The following is a 15,372-nucleotide window of genomic DNA, read 5'->3' on the forward strand; positions in this document are numbered from 1 at the left end:
TCTCTACTCGCGCGTCAGGATGATCGCCGCGTTGTTGCCGCCGAAGGCGTAGGAACAACTGAGCATGGTTCTGCCATCGACGGTTTCATCGGTGGCGAGTTTGATCGCGGAAAGCGATGGGTCCGTGGCACCGTCCCAGACATGCGGCAGGGCTTTGCGATGGGTCATGGCGATGGCCAGGAACGCTGCCTCATTGGAGCCGGCGGCGCCAAGCATGTGGCCGGTCATCCCCTTGGTCGAGCTGCAAGGCGTTTCCGGTCCGAAGATGTCGTGCATCACGGCGGCTTCGACGGAATCGTTCAGGGCGGTGCCTGTGCCGTGCAGGTTGATATAGGCGATGTCACCGGGGCGGTACGTGCTCCTTCCCAATGCATCGGAAACAGCCAGCCGCGCCCCGACGCCTTCGGGATGCGGCGCGCTGAAATGGTGCGCGTCGGAGCTTTCTCCCCATCCGCTCACTCTCAGGTCGCTCTCGTCACGTGACAACAGAAACAGCGCGCCGCCTTCGCCGATGGTGATGCCGTCCCGGTTGATGCTGAATGGATTGCAGCCCCCTGAAGACAGGGACTGCAGGCTGGCGAATCCCTGAAGCGTCAGGTCGCACAAAGTGTCCACCCCACCACACAGTACCGCGTCGCACAGATTGGCGCGCAGCAGGCGCACGGCGCTGATCATCGCCCTGACGCCCGACGTGCAGGCCGTCGATACCGCGTAGCACGGACCAGTTGCGCCGATCACCCGGGCGGCAAACGCAGCGGTATCGCCCAGTTCCTGGCGCGAGTAGCGATAGCCGCTGGGCCATTCTCCAGTCACTGCGCGTCGTTTGAGGGCGTGTTCGGTCTCGGAAATGCCGGACGTGCTGGTGCCGATGATCACGCCGAGCCGGCGTGGGCCCCATTTGGCAAGCGCCGCCTCTATTTGCGGCTTCAGCGGGGTCAGGCAGTGCAGGACCAGCCGGTTGTTCCGACTCTCCCACGGCGCCAGATCGTCAGGAAGCGCAGCCGGCTCCACCTCGAGCCGCGCGACGGGCACGTCGCGCCCGCCGACGCGCCAGGTGCCGTTGATGCCCTTGTGTCCGGCCAGCAGGCTGTTGGCCACGGTCCGGCGGTTGCCGCCGAGCGCGTTGGCGACATCCCAAGCGTTGATATAGACGGCCGGGCCGGAGGTCATGGGCTCATTCTGCGGCTTTTGATGCCCAGTTGATATCCGAAGGCCAGATTGTGCAACGACGCTGTGCCGGTCCACGTGTCTCCGGCAGGCCGGACGATGCGAACCAGTACCTTGCCGTCCTGCTCGATGGTGCGGGAGGTGCCATCGTCGACCACCTTGGCGCCGGTCAACGCTCCATTGAGCGTGGTACTGGAGGCATAGACGCTCATGAGATCGGCAAGGAGATGGTCGGGCGTCATGGAATCGGGCAGCATCGGCGCCTTGTTGCCGCTAATCTTGCCGTCCTCCCAGACGATGGTCACCAGCGGCGGACCCGACGGCATCGTCACCATTACAGTCACCGTGCCGGGCGAGGTCTGGATGGTGGCGAGGAAGGTGTCCGCGCGGTTCTGATAGCGCGCCTGCACGAGTTGGGACACATCCAAGCCAGATTCGAGGGGCGTTAGCCGCGAAAGCGTCATGGTCACGCCGGGCGCGATCATCGTCGTGTCGGGTGCCGGCGCGATCGGCCCTGGCTGGCGGCTTGCACAGCCGGCGATCAGCAGCGCCACGATGGAGATGGATTTCAAGCGCATAGGGTTTTCAGCAGATTGAGGTACCTGACGGGGTCGCGCACGAACGGGTTGTTATCATCCCAGGCATATCCCGCAAGCACGGCGTTGATCGAGCGCGTGATCTCGCCCGCATTGCGCGGCTGGTTGAAGATGATCCTTTGCAAGGATGCGTCATACCAGGCAGCGACATAGGTGCGAAACGTGTCGATGCCCTTGATCAGCGGCCTGCTGAAATCCGCGTCCCAGTCGACCGCTTCGCCATTCAGCTGCCGATCGACAGCCTTGGTCGCCAGGGACGCTGACTTGAGCGCGATGGTGACGCCGGACGAGAAGATCGGATCCAGGAACTCGCCAGCGTTGCCCAACAGCACATATCCGGGCCCCCACAGATGCTTCACCTTGCAGGCATAGCCGGCTATCTCGCCGATATCGCGAATCATCTCGCCGCTGGACAGAAGCCGGCCCATCAGTCCGGACTCGTGCAGCAACCGGTTGTAGCGCTCTTCCCGCGTGGCACCGGCGGCGGTGATATCCGCAACTTCGCCGACAACGCCAGCGGAGGTCTGGCCGTTGGCGAGCGGGATCATCCAGTACCAGATGGCGTGGTTTTCGGGATGAACGCTGATCAGTATCTTGTTGCGATCGTAATCGTGCGCCGAGATGTGATCCTTGAAGTGGGTGAACAGCGCCATACGCGGCGGAAACGCGGCCGGCTCCTCCAGGTCGAGCATCCGGGCGAGCACCCGGCCGAAGCCGCTTGCATCCAGCACCATACGGGCGGTCATGGTGCGTTCGTCGCCGTTTTCGTCCCGTACCCGCAGCGACGGACGTTCGGCGTCGGGCGTGAACGCGGTCACAGTCTGCCTGAACAGGATATTCGCGCCGTGGCGTTGGGCGCCTTTCGCCAGCAATTCGTCGAACTGGTCGCGCCGCACCTGGTAGGTGGTTCCCCATCCCGGCGACAGCTTCTGCCGGAAGTCGTAGGAGGTCAGTTCATCGCCGCGGGCGAACAATGCACCATTCTTGTACTGGAAGCCGTGCTGCACCACGTCCCTGAGCAGGTCCGCTTCCTCGAGGAACTCCATCATCTGGGGCAGCAGGCTTTCGCCGATGGAAAATCGCGGAAAGGTTGCGCTTTCGAGCACTGTGACGCTGCGGCCCATCCGCGCCAGCATACTTGCCGCGACGGAGCCTGCAGGTCCGGCACCGATGATGATGATCTCGCTATCCATGTGCTTTTATCCGAACAGAATTCCGCGGCTGGGCCAGCGGCGAAAGAATGAGATTGAGAACAATACCGAGGGCCACGGTTAGTCCGAAGGCATGTACAGGGTAAACGTCGCTGAAGCCCAGTAGGCTCGTCGAAACGATAGTGGTGATGGCAGCCATCAGCACGCCGACGCGGGTCCAGCGACCAGCTTCACCAGGATGCTCCCACTGAAAAACAGCGAAATCGATACCGACGCCGAGAACGAGGAACAGCGCCATCGCCGAGAAAAACGAGTAGGGCACGCCCGCAAGGACGAGCAGTGCCGGCGTCAGCACCAGCGCCATCGATGCAGGGATCAGTATCCGCAGCGCGGCAAACCGTCGGTAAGCGATCAGTACGATCAGGCCGGCGACCAGCGTCGAGCCCAGCAGCCCCCAGGATGCCTGTTCCCTGAACGCGCCCAGCACGGCCGAATATTCGGCCGCGGGATCGACGAAGCGCCAGTTTCGGTTCGGCGGCAGCATGGGGTCGGACATGACCGGCACGATGGACCACGCAGTGTCGCCACTCGATCCACGCAGCGCTGCGATCATGTCGGGCAAAGGCGCGCTTTCCTCGGGCTCGTCGTACATGGCCGATGTTTCTATTCCAAGCGACGCGGTGAGCGATGCCAGATGCGGCTTGATGAGCTGGTCAGCGATGAGCGCCTGGTTTGCCTGGCGCCGTGCCGGTGACGGGTCGAACCATGTCGCTGCCGTTACCGGACGGACCGGTGCACCGTCCAATTCCCGGATCAAATGCTCCTCGTTCGCCGCAACGGCGCTTGCTGACCGACCGCTGACCAGCATGAACGTCACCGGGGTGGTGAAGCCGGTCGCCGCCGTTACTGCGTCTGCTTCCGTCCGCAGGATCTCTGACGGAACCTGGAACTTGCCGATATCGTCCAGCACCTCCCAGTTCAATGCAGCCGCAGTCACAATCCCGGTAAATCCCAGGGCAATCGCGGCGCCCGCACGCCTTTCGGGACGATGCGACAGCAGCCATGCCGCCACGCGGTCCAACAGGGGGAGGCCGATACCCTTCCGCCGCTTGCCGTTGTCCAGCAGCGGCAGGATGGTCAATGCCACCAGACCCGATGCCGCCAGTCCAGCCGCGCCGAACAGGGCAATCTGCTGGAACACGACCACGGGAAAAAAGGCAAGTGCGGTGAACGCGCCGACGGCGGCGACCAGCGACACCAGGACGCCGCGGGATACTTCGCCCTTGCGCCGCTCGACGGAGGCGTTCTGGCCGCCAACGCCGGTCATCAGATAGTGGATGGTGTAATCGTCGGCGATGCCGGTCAGCGCCGCCCCGAAGACGGTCGCGATTACGTGGATGGTGCCGAACACCGCGAGAGTGGCCGCCAGGCCCGCGATCACGCCGCTGAGGATGACCACCAGCCCCAGACCCACCGAGCGAAAGGTGCCGAATACGCTCCAGAACAGGACGAAGACCGCGATGGCTGTCGCCGACGTGATCAGCGAAATTTCCTGCCGGGCGTTACGGCCGCCCTCGTCGGCGTGGAACACGGCGCCAGCGCGGTCGAGTCTGACCTGCTTCGGTGCCCAGGCCGCCTTCCAGTCGTCGATCAGTGCGGAAAGCGTGTCCTGCACATCGAGGCGATAGGCAGATTGCGACAGGCTGCCTGCGATGAGCCTGCCGTCGCCCGTCGGCACAAGCGTCATGTTGTAGGGCGCGATGCAGGACAGCAGCGTGGGCGTCAGCAGCAGGGGATCGGTCGCCAGCAATTGGCTGCTGGCGGGCGACATGGGCATGTACCACTGGCGTAGCGCCGCGGCGGCGACCTCGCCGCCTCGACCCTGATCGAACTTGTGCCGGTCATCCGGGCAAAGCAGGGCTGTGCGGTTGGCGTGCAGCCAGTTCCATATTTGCCGCGCATCGTCGCTCGCCGGCCGGAACATGCCCGAGACCGCGAGGCGCTGCGCCAGGTCTTTCGTCGCCGTATCCCGGTTTTCTGGCGCACCCCCCGACACGAGCAACACGATACGGCTCGATCCGGCCGCGCCGGCCCTGGTCACTGCGTCCGACAGGGTGATATCGCGGGCATGGGCGGGCAGCAGCGACAGGATATCGTTGTCTATAGGCAGGCCGCGAGAAAAGCTCACTACGACAAAAAGTGCCGCGCAGACGAGCATGCTCGCGACAATGGCTGCGGCAGCGTGAGCGCGCGTCATGGCGCTTCGACCGCCTCATTGCGAAACTGGATTGACTCGTGATCGCCATTGGCGCGGGTGATGGTGACCTCCGAAACGGTCCGGCAGCCAGACACCTCCACTTTTCCAAGCAATGCAGCAAAGGACCCGCTCTTGGGGCTGAGGGTGACGAGCCATCTGGTGTCGGGCCGGATTGCCGTCGTCACCGTGAAGAACGAGGTCAGCTCGCTCCATCGCGCGCGGACCAATGCCGATGTCACGCGGACGATCACGGCGCTGATGTCGCCGGTCATGTTCATGGCCTCGTCAGGGCCATCGTCGACGGACTGGGTCATGCCGTCCTTCGCCAGGGTCATGCGCACTTTGAACGGGCTGGTCGTGGTCCAGACGATCGTGTCGTCGTCGATAGCGACGGTACCCTCGGAAACAAGCGGCCTTGGCAGGTTGGCGAATGTGCGTTGCTGGACGAAACTCTGGCGCACATTCTTGGGCTTGAGCTGGTCAGGCGAGAGGCATGGCTCCGCCGCTGCGCCTGCCGGCACCAGTACGACGCAAGCCAGCCCGCTGATCAGGGCAAGAATGGCGCCAGCTTGTCGAACAATATCGGCGGGCTTCGCCATTTCATTTCCTCTGTGGCCAGGTCCACCGCGACCTGCACCGTGTGGCCGGTGGTCAGCTTCTTGCCGCTGCCCATGTCGCGGATCTGATACTTGATCTTCAGCCGGTTTTCCCACTCGACGATGCCGGCGGTGATTTCCGCCCGGGTGTCCAGTTTCAGGGGGCGGTAGTAGCGGACATGCATATCGATGACGGGCCAGGCGAAACCCGAGTTCCGCATTGCCTCGTAGCCATAGCCAATGCCACCCATCAGCACGCGCCGAACAGCCTCGAAGTAGCGCGGATAGTTGCCGTGCCAGACGACATTCATGGGGTCGAGATCGTAGAACTGGACCTCGATGGCCAGCGTCGCTGAAGCGATCGGCTTCATCGCGGCGGGTCTGCCTCGTTGTAGAGCGACCAGGCGCCAGCGTCGATCTGGGCGCAGAGCTGGTGCGCCACCATGTCGAGCGGCGCGTCCTCTTCGATAAAGGGAATAGCTGAGCCGGCTGTTGCGATGAACGTGCGCAGCGGTTCGCTCATGTCGGCATCGCAGATGTCGCCCTGACGCTGTCTGAGTCTCATCGCCTGGGTCACCGCGATCATCAGACCAGCGGCGACCTGGGTGGTGAGTTCGGCCACACGCAGGCAGTCACGCGCGGCAATGGTGCCCATCGAGACCTTGTCCTGGTTGTGGCATTCGGTCGAGCGTGAGAACACGCTGGCCGGCATGGTCAGCTTCAGCGCCTCGGCTGTCCAGGCGGACATGGAGATTTGCAGTGCCTTCAGGCCGTGATTGATGGTGGCGCGCGGACCGGTCGAGCCGCTGAGATTGGCGGGTAGGCCTTGGTTGTAGCGCACGTCGACAAGCTGGGCCATTTGCCGGTCCATCAGGTCGGCGAGGTTGGCGACCAGTGTCTTCACGCCGTCCATCACGAATGCGACATGACCGCCGTAGAAATTGCCGCCGTGCAGGATGTCGCCCGTCTCGGGATCGATCAGCGGGTTGTCATTGGCGCTGTTGATCTCGGTCTCCAGCACCGTGCGGAACGCACCGCTCATGTCCTCGAATACGCCGATGATATGGGGCGCGCAGCGGATGGAGTAGCGGTCCTGGATACGCTGATCCTTGTGCCGGGCGGCGAACGCTCCGAGATCGTCGCGGATGCGCGTTGCCACCCGCCGCTGTCCCGGATGAGGTTTGGCGATAAACAGACGGTCGTCGAAATGCGCCGGATTGCCCATCAGGCTGAGGCAGGTGAGCGAGGTCAGGCGCGTGCTGAGCGCCGACAGGAACTGAGCGCGCTCGAAGGCGATGACGGCGAGACCGGTCATGACCGAGGTGCCGTTCATTACCGCGAGCGCTTCCTTGGGCTTGAGCACGATGGGCGCGAGGCCAACGCGCTGGAACGCGACCCGTGACATGACCTCTTCGCCGCGGAACCGGACGCGCCGCTCGCCGGCCAGCGCGCCAGCGATGTAGCTCAGCGGCGTCAGGTCGCCGCTCGCCCCGACTGAACCTTCGGCTGGAATCATTGGCAGGATGTCGAAGCGCAGCATGTCGCGCAGCATTTGCAGCAGGTCCATGCTTACGCCGGACCAGCCCCGAACCAATGTCGAGAGCCGTACAGCGATGACCGCTCGGGTTTCTTCGGGGGTCAGGAAGCGGCCCATGCCGATGCCGTGGAAGCGTGTCAGGTGTAGCGGCAGTTCGCGGACCAGATCGGCGGGGATCGTCGTGGTGCAGCTGTCGCCATAACCCGTGGTGACGCCGTAAATCTCACCGTTGCGGGCGATGATGTCCTCGATGACCGCGGCGGATCGGCCGACATGTTCGGAGAATGCCGGGCCGGACTCGAGTTCGGCGGTCGCGCTACTGCGCGAGATGTTCCAGATGTCACGGACCGTGGCATCCCGTCCGCCGAAAATGACCACGGGCTTCATGCGGCTTTTCCTTGTGCTTCGGCAACCACGGGAGCCGGCGGCGACTCCGAGCGCCAGAACGGATAAAAGTTGAACCACTGGAGCGGCGCCAGCCGCACATGTGTCTCAAGGCGTGCCGCATAGCGGCGGATGTGCGCATTGACGGCCCGCTCACGATTGCCGCGCGGCAATTCAAGGCGGTCGGCGAAGGTTTCGAAGTGGACTTTGTAACCGTCGCCTTCCCGCAGGCAGAACAACAGGTATACCGGACATTTGAGCAGAGCGCCCAGGATGAACGGTCCTTGAGGGAAGTCGGCCATGGCACCGAGGAAGGGGGCAGAACAGACCCGGCGCGAGTCGCCCACCGGCACCCTGTCGCCCATGACAACCACCCATTCGCCGCGTGAGATGGCCTCGCTCAGCATGATCGCGGTGGCCGGGCCAACCTCGGTCACCTGAATCAGCCGCACCGAGGATTTGCGGCTGAACGAGGACATCAACCTGTTGAAGTTTTCAGCGTGGCGGGTATGGACAAGCACATTGACCTTCCAGCGGCCGGTCAGGCTGGCAATGGCGCGCATCACCTCGGGATTGCCCAGATGGGCCGAAATCACGAACGAGCCTTTGCCCGTTTGCTCGGCTTCGGCGAGCGGTCCGTCGAGAATGCCGTCGACTTTCGACAGGTTGAGCCTGCCGGTCCAGGACGCCAGTTTGTCGATGGCCGAGGATGCGAAGCTCATGAAGTGCCTCAGCACCATGATCTGTCCCGGCGGGCGGGAGAGTGACCCGGCGCGCCACACCCGGCGCAGATAGTCCAGCGATGCCCGGCGCTGGCTTGGGCCAGTCAGATAAAAGAACAGCACAATGGGCGCCAGCGCCACCAGGCACAGCCGCCGGCCGAGCATCCGGTAGACGAAGCCGAGAGTGGCCAGGCCCCAATAGGCGCCGCGCTCGCCCAACTGAGCCCAGTGCGAGTCCGATCCCGGATTTCGTTGCCTGCGGGTGGCCAGTCGTGGCAGGCGCCGCAGCATGCCGAAGAACAGGCGCGTATGCATCGCCGATATGCGGAGGTTGTCCGCGAACAGGCGAAAATTCGAGTGATTGCCGGCCGGGTAGGTCACCTTGACGGGAATAGAACGGATCGGTATCCCGCGCCAATGGCAGCGCACGAGGATTTCGATGTCGAAGTCCATCGCCATGCCGATACGCTCCTCGTCGATCACCAGGAGCGTCTTTCCCAGCGGATAGACCCGGAACCCGCACATGCTGTCCTTGATGTCGAGCGACAGCGAGTTGATGAACACCCAGAAATGGGTCACCCAGCGCCCGATCCGGCGGCCCAGAGGCACGGTGTCGTCATATCGCGGACGGCCGGAGACAAGCGCGTCGGGATCCTGCCGCGACAGCGCCAGCAGGTCGGGCGCAAAGGCCAGGTCGTGCTGGCCGTCCGCATCTACCTGCAGGGCGTGGGAGAAGCCGCGGTCGCGCGCCCGCCGCAATCCGCGAACAACCGCAAAGCCCTTGCCGGCATTGATGTCATGTCGCAGCAGTTCCACGCCGGGACGCTTCTGACATATGGTCGAGATCGTTCTGGCTGCCACGGGGCCACTGCCGTCGTCGATGACGATGACCGGCAGAGCCAGCGCCGCCAGCCGGTCGAGGATCGCTTCCAGAACCTGGTGATGGTTGAATGTCGGGACAATGGCGCAGGTGGCTGTCATGGCCGTCCGCTCATCGAGCCGCTGGCGGTGATTTCGCCGCCCCGTGCATATTCGAAATCGACCCGTGTGCGCCCGTTTCGCTTCAGGCTGAGCGTCAGCACATCGCCGGGGTGGGTCGGCCGGCGGAACTTGACGCGCGACAAGTCACGGCCCGAGACGTCGATGTTCCATGTCCGGTTCGCCAGCGCGGCGACGATATGCAATTGCGCGACACCCGGAAGCAGCGGCATTTGTGGGAAATGCCCTTCGAACCAGCAAAGATCGTCCTGCAGCTCGATCTGAAACACGGCGTTGCCGGCATCCGCCGCTTCATGCCGGATAATTGGCATGGTGGGGGGCGAGGCCGAAAACATCACGCGCAGGTCGGTGGGCAGCCGTTTGCCGTGCGCAGTTTCAGGAAGCCTTGTCACGAAGCGCCAGAATTTGGGCCGTTCCATGGGCTCGAGCCGATCTGCGAGCCTTGAGCGCAATTCCTGGCCGAAGCGGAATTTGTCGATTTCCCCAAGGCGCTTCGCGCCGGTGCGGGACAGCACGACGGCGGCGCCGAGCGCACCGCTCCGGTCAGGAAGGTCGATAGCCGCGGCATTGTCGATTTCGACGAGCTCCATGAGCGCCTGCTCGACCCGGGCCAGAGAAACTTTTTTGCCTTCGATCTTCGCAATGCGGTCGCCACGGCCGAAAAGCGCAAACCGGCCATCGCTTTCGAACCGGACGAGATCGCCGGTGTGGGCAGGAATGCCGTCGCCGCAGAAGGGTGAAGCGACGGTCAGCAGGGCGTCCTCGCCGGCGCTGGCGGCGACGCCGGGCAACGGCGTCCAGGTTTCGCCGCCCATCGCCTGGCGCCGCCATGCGATTCCCCCGGTTTCCGTGCTGCCGAGGACTTCCGTGGGCAGAACACCTAACTGATGGTGGGCATTGTTTGCAGCCTCGGGGCTGAGCGGCGCTCCCGACGAAAAAATGGCGGCCGGTCTGCATGAGGCCGGAAGTTCGCTTGGAATGCGCGACAGATGCGCCGGGCTGGTGACAAGGGTTGCATCGCCACCGACGAGCTGGCGTGCGACGTCGTCCCAGCCCTGCGCCCGTGTAGCGATTATCGGACGGCCGGCCCGCAAGGGCAGCAGCACCGAGAACAGCAGCCCATAAATATGCTGGTGGGACACTGTTGATACGACCGGACCCGGCGGCAGTGTCCAAAGCGTGGACAGGGCATCCACTTCGGCGGCGAGTTGGGCGAACCGCTTGCGACACCGTTTGGGCTGTCCGGTTGAACCCGATGTCAGAAAGGTCACGCCGGTCTCGAGCGACGGGAGCAAGGACGGTGACTTGGCGTTCATCTCGCCTGGCGGCATGACCGCGTTCGCGCCTAGTCCCGGCACATCGGTAACCAGCAGCCCGTCCGCTGTGCCGATTTCCTCGAGATATTTGGGCGCTACATGTCCGGGCAGGACCACTTCCCGTTCCATGGCAAGGCACGCCAGGAAGGCGGGTAGGAAGTTGACGGCATGATCAAAGTAGAGAAAGACCGGGCGTTCGGACTGGCCGATGAGGTCCACGATGCCAGCCGCGGCGCGGCGGACCTGGCCGGATGTCATCGGTCCGGCAGAGGTCACGAAAGCGACGGAGTCGTCGGCTTTCATGCCGAACGCCGTCATGCCGAGGCCCTCTTTGTCCGGACATGTCGCCGGACCAGCATTTCGCCGCACATCAGCAGGCCGGCGAGCAGGTAGGAAATGAAGCCGTTATAGATACTCCATACGGTCCAGGTGGATGCCAGCGCCGTCCACAGTGCAATGGCGCCATTCAGCAGAAAGAAACCCATCCAGATGGCGGTCACGTTCCGTGTGTAGCGGATTCCTTCTTCGGGTAACGTCGGCTCCACAATCCGCGCAAGGCTTTCGATGATGCTGGGTGGCATGACCAGGCTGTAGACGAACGCTCCGGCCAGCGCGGCATTCATGAAAACCGGATAAAGACGGGTAGCGAGAGACGGGTCTTCAAGGCTGACGCCGATGCCTGCGGCGATGACACAGACAAGCGCCATTGTCACCGGCGTGGGCACTTTGCGGGCTTTCGGCAATAGCAGGCGCGCGGCCAGAAGAACGACAAGCACCCAGAAGATCGCACCGCCATCGACAAATTGAATGCCGAGGCCGGCTATAATGGGATAGACGGCGATGACGGCGGCTAGCAGCGCTGAATGAAGACTAGGCCGGCTCATTGATCATGCCGTGAATCTGCCTCACGACGTCACGGACATAGCGGACGGACTGGAACTCGTCCGCGGCGATTTTGCGCCCGGTCATGGTTTGTATCTTAAGGGCCAGATCCACCGCGTCGATACTGTCCAGATCCAGGTCATCTCCCAGATGGGCGTCCATGACGATGGTGTTTTCGGGAATGTCGAACAATTCGACCAGATAGCCCCTGATCGTCTCGAAAACTTCCTTCTCTGTCGTCATGACGCAACCCGCTGTTCTTGAATGAACCGCGCCAATGTCCGGACACTGTAAAAGTGATCGGCGATCGTGTCGTCGTCCGGATCGATGCTGATTCCGAACCGCTTCTGAAGTTCGACCCCGATCTCCAGTGCGTCGATGGAATCAAGACCCAGGCCGTCATTGAAAAGCGGTTCCGCGGGATCAATGTCTTCTGGAGACATATCCTCCAGGTTGAGCGCCTCGACGATCAACCGTCGAATGTCATCTTCAATTTTATCCATCCCCCAACAACTCCGTGAAGATGTTCGACAAATGTTCAGTCAGCCTGCGGCTGCCGAGGGTCGGAGTTAGCTCTCCGAACTGTGTGGCGGTTTCAATCCGGCCCCGAACTTCCGCACGAATCAACCAGCGCCGCGGCGGGATATCGAACCACTTCTGTCCCTTGTACAGCGTTCGAGGCTCGCACGTTATAGTAACGATCCTTATAGGAGCGGCTGTTCTCAATGCGATGTTAGCCACGCCACGCTGCAATGTTCTCGGAAGCCCGATCTTGGTCCTCGAACCTTCAGGGAACATGATCACATTGTTGCCATCTTTGAGCGCGCGGGCGCAATCTCTAATTAGCGCTTCGGGGTCCGCGTCGTTGGGGATGTAGCCCGCCGCGCCAACAACGCCGCGCATGAATGGATTGCGCAGTATATCCCCCTTGATGACGCATAGTGCCGCTCGGGTGTGAGCCACCAGCAGGATGACATCGATGAGCGTGGGGTGATTCGCGACCACCAGCGTGCCCCGTTCCGTGGCAAGGATGTCGCGCCCCGCGATCTCCATGCGCATTACGCCGATGGACTGCAGGAACCACAGGAACAGGCTGAAGCCCCGTGCGATAAGACGCTGGGCGACCTGCCGGCGGCGCTGGGGCGAGCGCACGACGATGTTGAGCGGGGCGAGCACGCAGAGAGAAAGAAACAATCCGCCGATGCCGAACAAAGAGAACGAAAGGCCGGTCCCAAAGAGCCGCCAGGCAAAATCAAGTCGTCTTAATAGGTTGATATTTCCCACGTCGAGCCTTGAGCGGTCCACCCGAAACCGGGGGGGCCGGTCCTTGCGTCCAGATATGTGGTCAGCATAGCAACCAGTTCGTGGGATGCGACCTCGGAATCTGGAGCGCCATCCGGAATGTTGCCGCGCGTCACCTTCCCCAAGCTGCCAGACGCGTGTGTTGCCGCGAGCCGGAGAGCAAAACCGCAGACGGCCGGGGGCTGCGCGTCGGGTGGGTAGGCTCCGGCCAATGGGGTATCGACATGGAGCAATATCTGGGCGGTGCCAGGCTGATCGTGAAGTCGCAGTAGCGCCTCGGTCATGCCGGCGCTCAAGGTCTGGGAGCCGGCCGAAATCGCGACATGGCCTGTGTGGCTGCCGCGACCGATATCGAGCAGACCGGCAACGGCGTTGTGCACAGAAAGTGAGAAGCCGGTGGGCGAAAGCAAGGCGCCCGTCAGTTGGGTCTGCAGCAAGTCGAGCGTCAGGTTGGTGTCGCCGTGCTGCGAGCAGAAGACCAGGCCGGCGCTGTCACCATGATTGGTCAAGCCAAGCGCGCAACGGAAAGCAACCCGGCCATAGGGTGTCAGTCGCCTCCGCTGGCTGGCTTTGATGGCCGACTCCTCTACGGTGGCACCGAAGCCGACCAGGCTGCCACCAATTGTCAGAAGCGCCGACCAATCCAGAATATAGGCCGAGTCCTGGAAATCCACGTCCGTTATCCGCTGCGAAAAGGGCACGCCGGTCAAGCCGGCGCCTATCTGTACAACCTTTGGCAGACGCGGGCGACTGCCGGTGCGTGCGACAATTGCCAATGGTGAAATCCCAGCTGTAGGCTGTGCGCGGCAACGTCGTCGGGCAGCGCGAGGGGAGCATGAAGGCCTACGGAATGTTCAGGATAATTGCCGCGGCGGCGGTCTTGCTCATCGCAACGTCGTGGAGTGGCCACGCGGATGCCGCCTTTGGCCGCACCAAGCCGATTCTCAACATCGTCGATGAACCGGTCGCTACCGGTAGTGGTGACCGACCGAACCTGATGGAGGTCGAAAGGGCTATCCGGGCCGGGGCTGTGCAAAAGGGATGGCTGGTGACCAAGATCAAGGATGGCCACCTGCAGGCCGAGTTGACCCTGCGTCGCCACTTCGCGAAGGTCGACATCATCTTTACGCCGGAGACCTACAGCATCACCTATAATGACAGCCAAATGCTGCGTTATGACGGCCATAAAATTCACCGGAACTACAATAAATGGATCGAGTTCATGGCTGACAGGATTCGGGAGCAGTTCACCAGGCTGTGAGACGCTGCCGGATGTCCTCGCGCCGCCGGAGATGCAGCACACCTGCCGGCGAGGTCTTCCATGAGATCGCGCCGGTCGCCGGGCCAGTCTGCCGGCCGGGGTGACTTTTCCCTATCGCGGCGGTCGGCGAACGCCCAAGATGCAGCGGCTTTCGCTGTCCGGGTGCCAGTCGATGGCGTTCAGCGACACGGTGTGTCTGGTTCGTCGTAAAATCGTTGCCAAGCTTGCTATCGAGGTCGGAGTCATAGCCCTACATATGGAAACCCGCAGATTCAATGTCCTGGTGGGTGCCGCGGTGCTGGTCCTGCTCACCGTCGCGTTCGTTGCGCTGTTCCTTGTGGCGAGGGCGGATTCGAGGAAGGCCTACACCTATTACGATATTCACTTCGACCGGCCGATCAGTGGCCTGGCGAAGGCTGCCGAAGTCCGGTTCAACGGATTGCTGGTTGGCGAAGTGCGCACCATCGCCATGGATTACAGCAAGGCGGGCAGGGTCGTTGTCACGATCAGGGTTCTCGCGAACACGCCGGTCACCACCGATACGCTGGCCACGCTGGAGGCGATGGGCTTTACCGGCGTTTCGTTCGTGCAGCTTCTGAGTGACGGCACCGACGACAAGCCTGGTGTACCGCTGACCGTCGCGGACGGCGAGGAATACGCCACGATCAGGACGCGCGCCGCCGCCCCGGGCACCACGCGCTCGGCCTCTGAAATCCTCGCGTCCACCCTGCAGGCGCTCGACGCCGCTGCCGAGTATATGAGCGACGAGAACATCGTCAGGCTCACCGAGACGCTCGAGGGGATCGAGACCGCCTCGGGCGAGTATGTCGCCCAGAGCGGCGGCTACAAGCAGGCGATCGTTGATGCCCGCAACAACATGGCCGAACTCAATCGGTTCGCGGCGACATGGGAGACCGCGTCGGCGGATGAATTGCCGGCGACGATCACGAGCCTGCGCGAGGCCGCCAAGGACCTTGAAAAATTGAGCGCCGATCTGGATGCGACGGTTACGGAAAAGCGTGCGTCGCTGTCCGGCCTGTCGTCGGGTGCACTGGCGGATATCTCCGCGTTCTCGACCGAAATCCGGCGGGCGGCTGCGCCGTTCAACACTACGATGGAACATCTTGAGGATGATCGGATCGAGATGCTGTTCAAACCCGATCCGCCGGTCGTCGACCTGCCAACGCCATAAACCGGTACCT

Annotated in this window: 16 protein-coding genes; 2 read left to right on the forward strand and 14 right to left on the reverse strand. The window is 62.9% G+C overall.

Features of this window, described 5'->3' with window-relative positions:
* Positions 1-3: 3 nt before the first annotated feature.
* Genes WJU21_RS15830 through WJU21_RS15895 form a run of 14 tightly spaced genes read right to left on the reverse strand, consistent with a single transcriptional unit; the run spans position 4 to position 13,610 of the window.
* A complete protein-coding gene (locus tag WJU21_RS15830) occupies positions 4-1,170 on the reverse strand; it encodes a beta-ketoacyl-ACP synthase (RefSeq protein ID WP_346324419.1) in 1,167 nt (388 codons plus the stop codon).
* Entirely contained in the window at positions 1,167-1,745 is a 579-nt protein-coding gene (locus WJU21_RS15835; RefSeq protein ID WP_346324420.1) for a DUF3261 domain-containing protein, read from the reverse strand. Before WJU21_RS15835 ends, WJU21_RS15830 begins: the two co-directional genes overlap by 4 nt.
* A complete protein-coding gene (locus WJU21_RS15840) occupies positions 1,736-2,956 on the reverse strand; it encodes an NAD(P)/FAD-dependent oxidoreductase (protein WP_346324421.1) in 1,221 nt (406 codons plus the stop codon). Before WJU21_RS15840 ends, WJU21_RS15835 begins: the two co-directional genes overlap by 10 nt.
* A complete protein-coding gene (locus WJU21_RS15845; protein WP_346324422.1) occupies positions 2,949-5,171 on the reverse strand; it encodes a hypothetical protein in 2,223 nt (740 codons plus the stop codon). The genes WJU21_RS15840 and WJU21_RS15845 overlap by 8 nt, the downstream gene beginning before the upstream one ends.
* Positions 5,168-5,770, reverse strand: coding sequence for an outer membrane lipoprotein carrier protein LolA (locus WJU21_RS15850; RefSeq protein WP_346324423.1), 603 nt, complete (start codon positions 5,768-5,770; stop codon positions 5,168-5,170). Before WJU21_RS15850 ends, WJU21_RS15845 begins: the two co-directional genes overlap by 4 nt.
* Complete coding sequence (locus WJU21_RS15855) at positions 5,719-6,138, reverse strand: acyl-CoA thioesterase (protein ID WP_346324424.1); 420 nt, start codon at positions 6,136-6,138, stop codon at positions 5,719-5,721. The genes WJU21_RS15850 and WJU21_RS15855 overlap by 52 nt, the downstream gene beginning before the upstream one ends.
* Positions 6,135-7,691 (reverse strand): aromatic amino acid ammonia-lyase, encoded by a 1,557-nt coding sequence (locus WJU21_RS15860; protein WP_346324425.1) that lies wholly within the window; start codon positions 7,689-7,691, stop codon positions 6,135-6,137. Before WJU21_RS15860 ends, WJU21_RS15855 begins: the two co-directional genes overlap by 4 nt.
* On the reverse strand, positions 7,688-9,391 hold the full coding sequence (locus WJU21_RS15865) for a glycosyltransferase (protein WP_346324426.1): 1,704 nt from the start codon (positions 9,389-9,391) through the stop codon (positions 7,688-7,690). The genes WJU21_RS15860 and WJU21_RS15865 overlap by 4 nt, the downstream gene beginning before the upstream one ends.
* The gene (locus tag WJU21_RS15870) at positions 9,388-11,043 is read right to left on the reverse strand and encodes an AMP-binding protein (protein WP_346324427.1); all 1,656 of its coding nucleotides are present in this window, start codon (positions 11,041-11,043) and stop codon (positions 9,388-9,390) included. The genes WJU21_RS15865 and WJU21_RS15870 overlap by 4 nt, the downstream gene beginning before the upstream one ends.
* Positions 11,040-11,609, reverse strand: coding sequence for a hypothetical protein (locus tag WJU21_RS15875; protein WP_346324428.1), 570 nt, complete (start codon positions 11,607-11,609; stop codon positions 11,040-11,042). Before WJU21_RS15875 ends, WJU21_RS15870 begins: the two co-directional genes overlap by 4 nt.
* On the reverse strand, positions 11,596-11,850 hold the full coding sequence (locus tag WJU21_RS15880; protein ID WP_346324429.1) for an acyl carrier protein: 255 nt from the start codon (positions 11,848-11,850) through the stop codon (positions 11,596-11,598). Before WJU21_RS15880 ends, WJU21_RS15875 begins: the two co-directional genes overlap by 14 nt.
* Entirely contained in the window at positions 11,847-12,110 is a 264-nt protein-coding gene (locus WJU21_RS15885) for a phosphopantetheine-binding protein (RefSeq protein WP_346324430.1), read from the reverse strand. The genes WJU21_RS15880 and WJU21_RS15885 overlap by 4 nt, the downstream gene beginning before the upstream one ends.
* Entirely contained in the window at positions 12,103-12,891 is a 789-nt protein-coding gene (locus WJU21_RS15890; protein WP_346324431.1) for a lysophospholipid acyltransferase family protein, read from the reverse strand. Before WJU21_RS15890 ends, WJU21_RS15885 begins: the two co-directional genes overlap by 8 nt.
* Positions 12,870-13,610, reverse strand: coding sequence for a beta-ketoacyl synthase chain length factor (locus WJU21_RS15895; protein WP_346324463.1), 741 nt, complete (start codon positions 13,608-13,610; stop codon positions 12,870-12,872). Before WJU21_RS15895 ends, WJU21_RS15890 begins: the two co-directional genes overlap by 22 nt.
* A gap of 134 nt (positions 13,611-13,744) precedes the next feature.
* On the opposite strand from WJU21_RS15895, the gene WJU21_RS15900 reads away from it, so the two are divergent.
* On the forward strand, positions 13,745-14,170 hold the full coding sequence (locus WJU21_RS15900) for a hypothetical protein (RefSeq protein ID WP_346324432.1): 426 nt from the start codon (positions 13,745-13,747) through the stop codon (positions 14,168-14,170).
* A 256-nt stretch (positions 14,171-14,426) separates the two neighbouring features.
* On the forward strand, positions 14,427-15,362 hold the full coding sequence (locus WJU21_RS15905) for an MlaD family protein (protein ID WP_346324433.1): 936 nt from the start codon (positions 14,427-14,429) through the stop codon (positions 15,360-15,362).
* Positions 15,363-15,372: the final 10 nt, after the last annotated feature.

This window comes from Emcibacter sp. SYSU 3D8, assembly GCF_039655875.1.
In the GTDB taxonomy this organism is placed as follows: Bacteria; Pseudomonadota; Alphaproteobacteria; order SMXS01; family SMXS01; genus RI-34.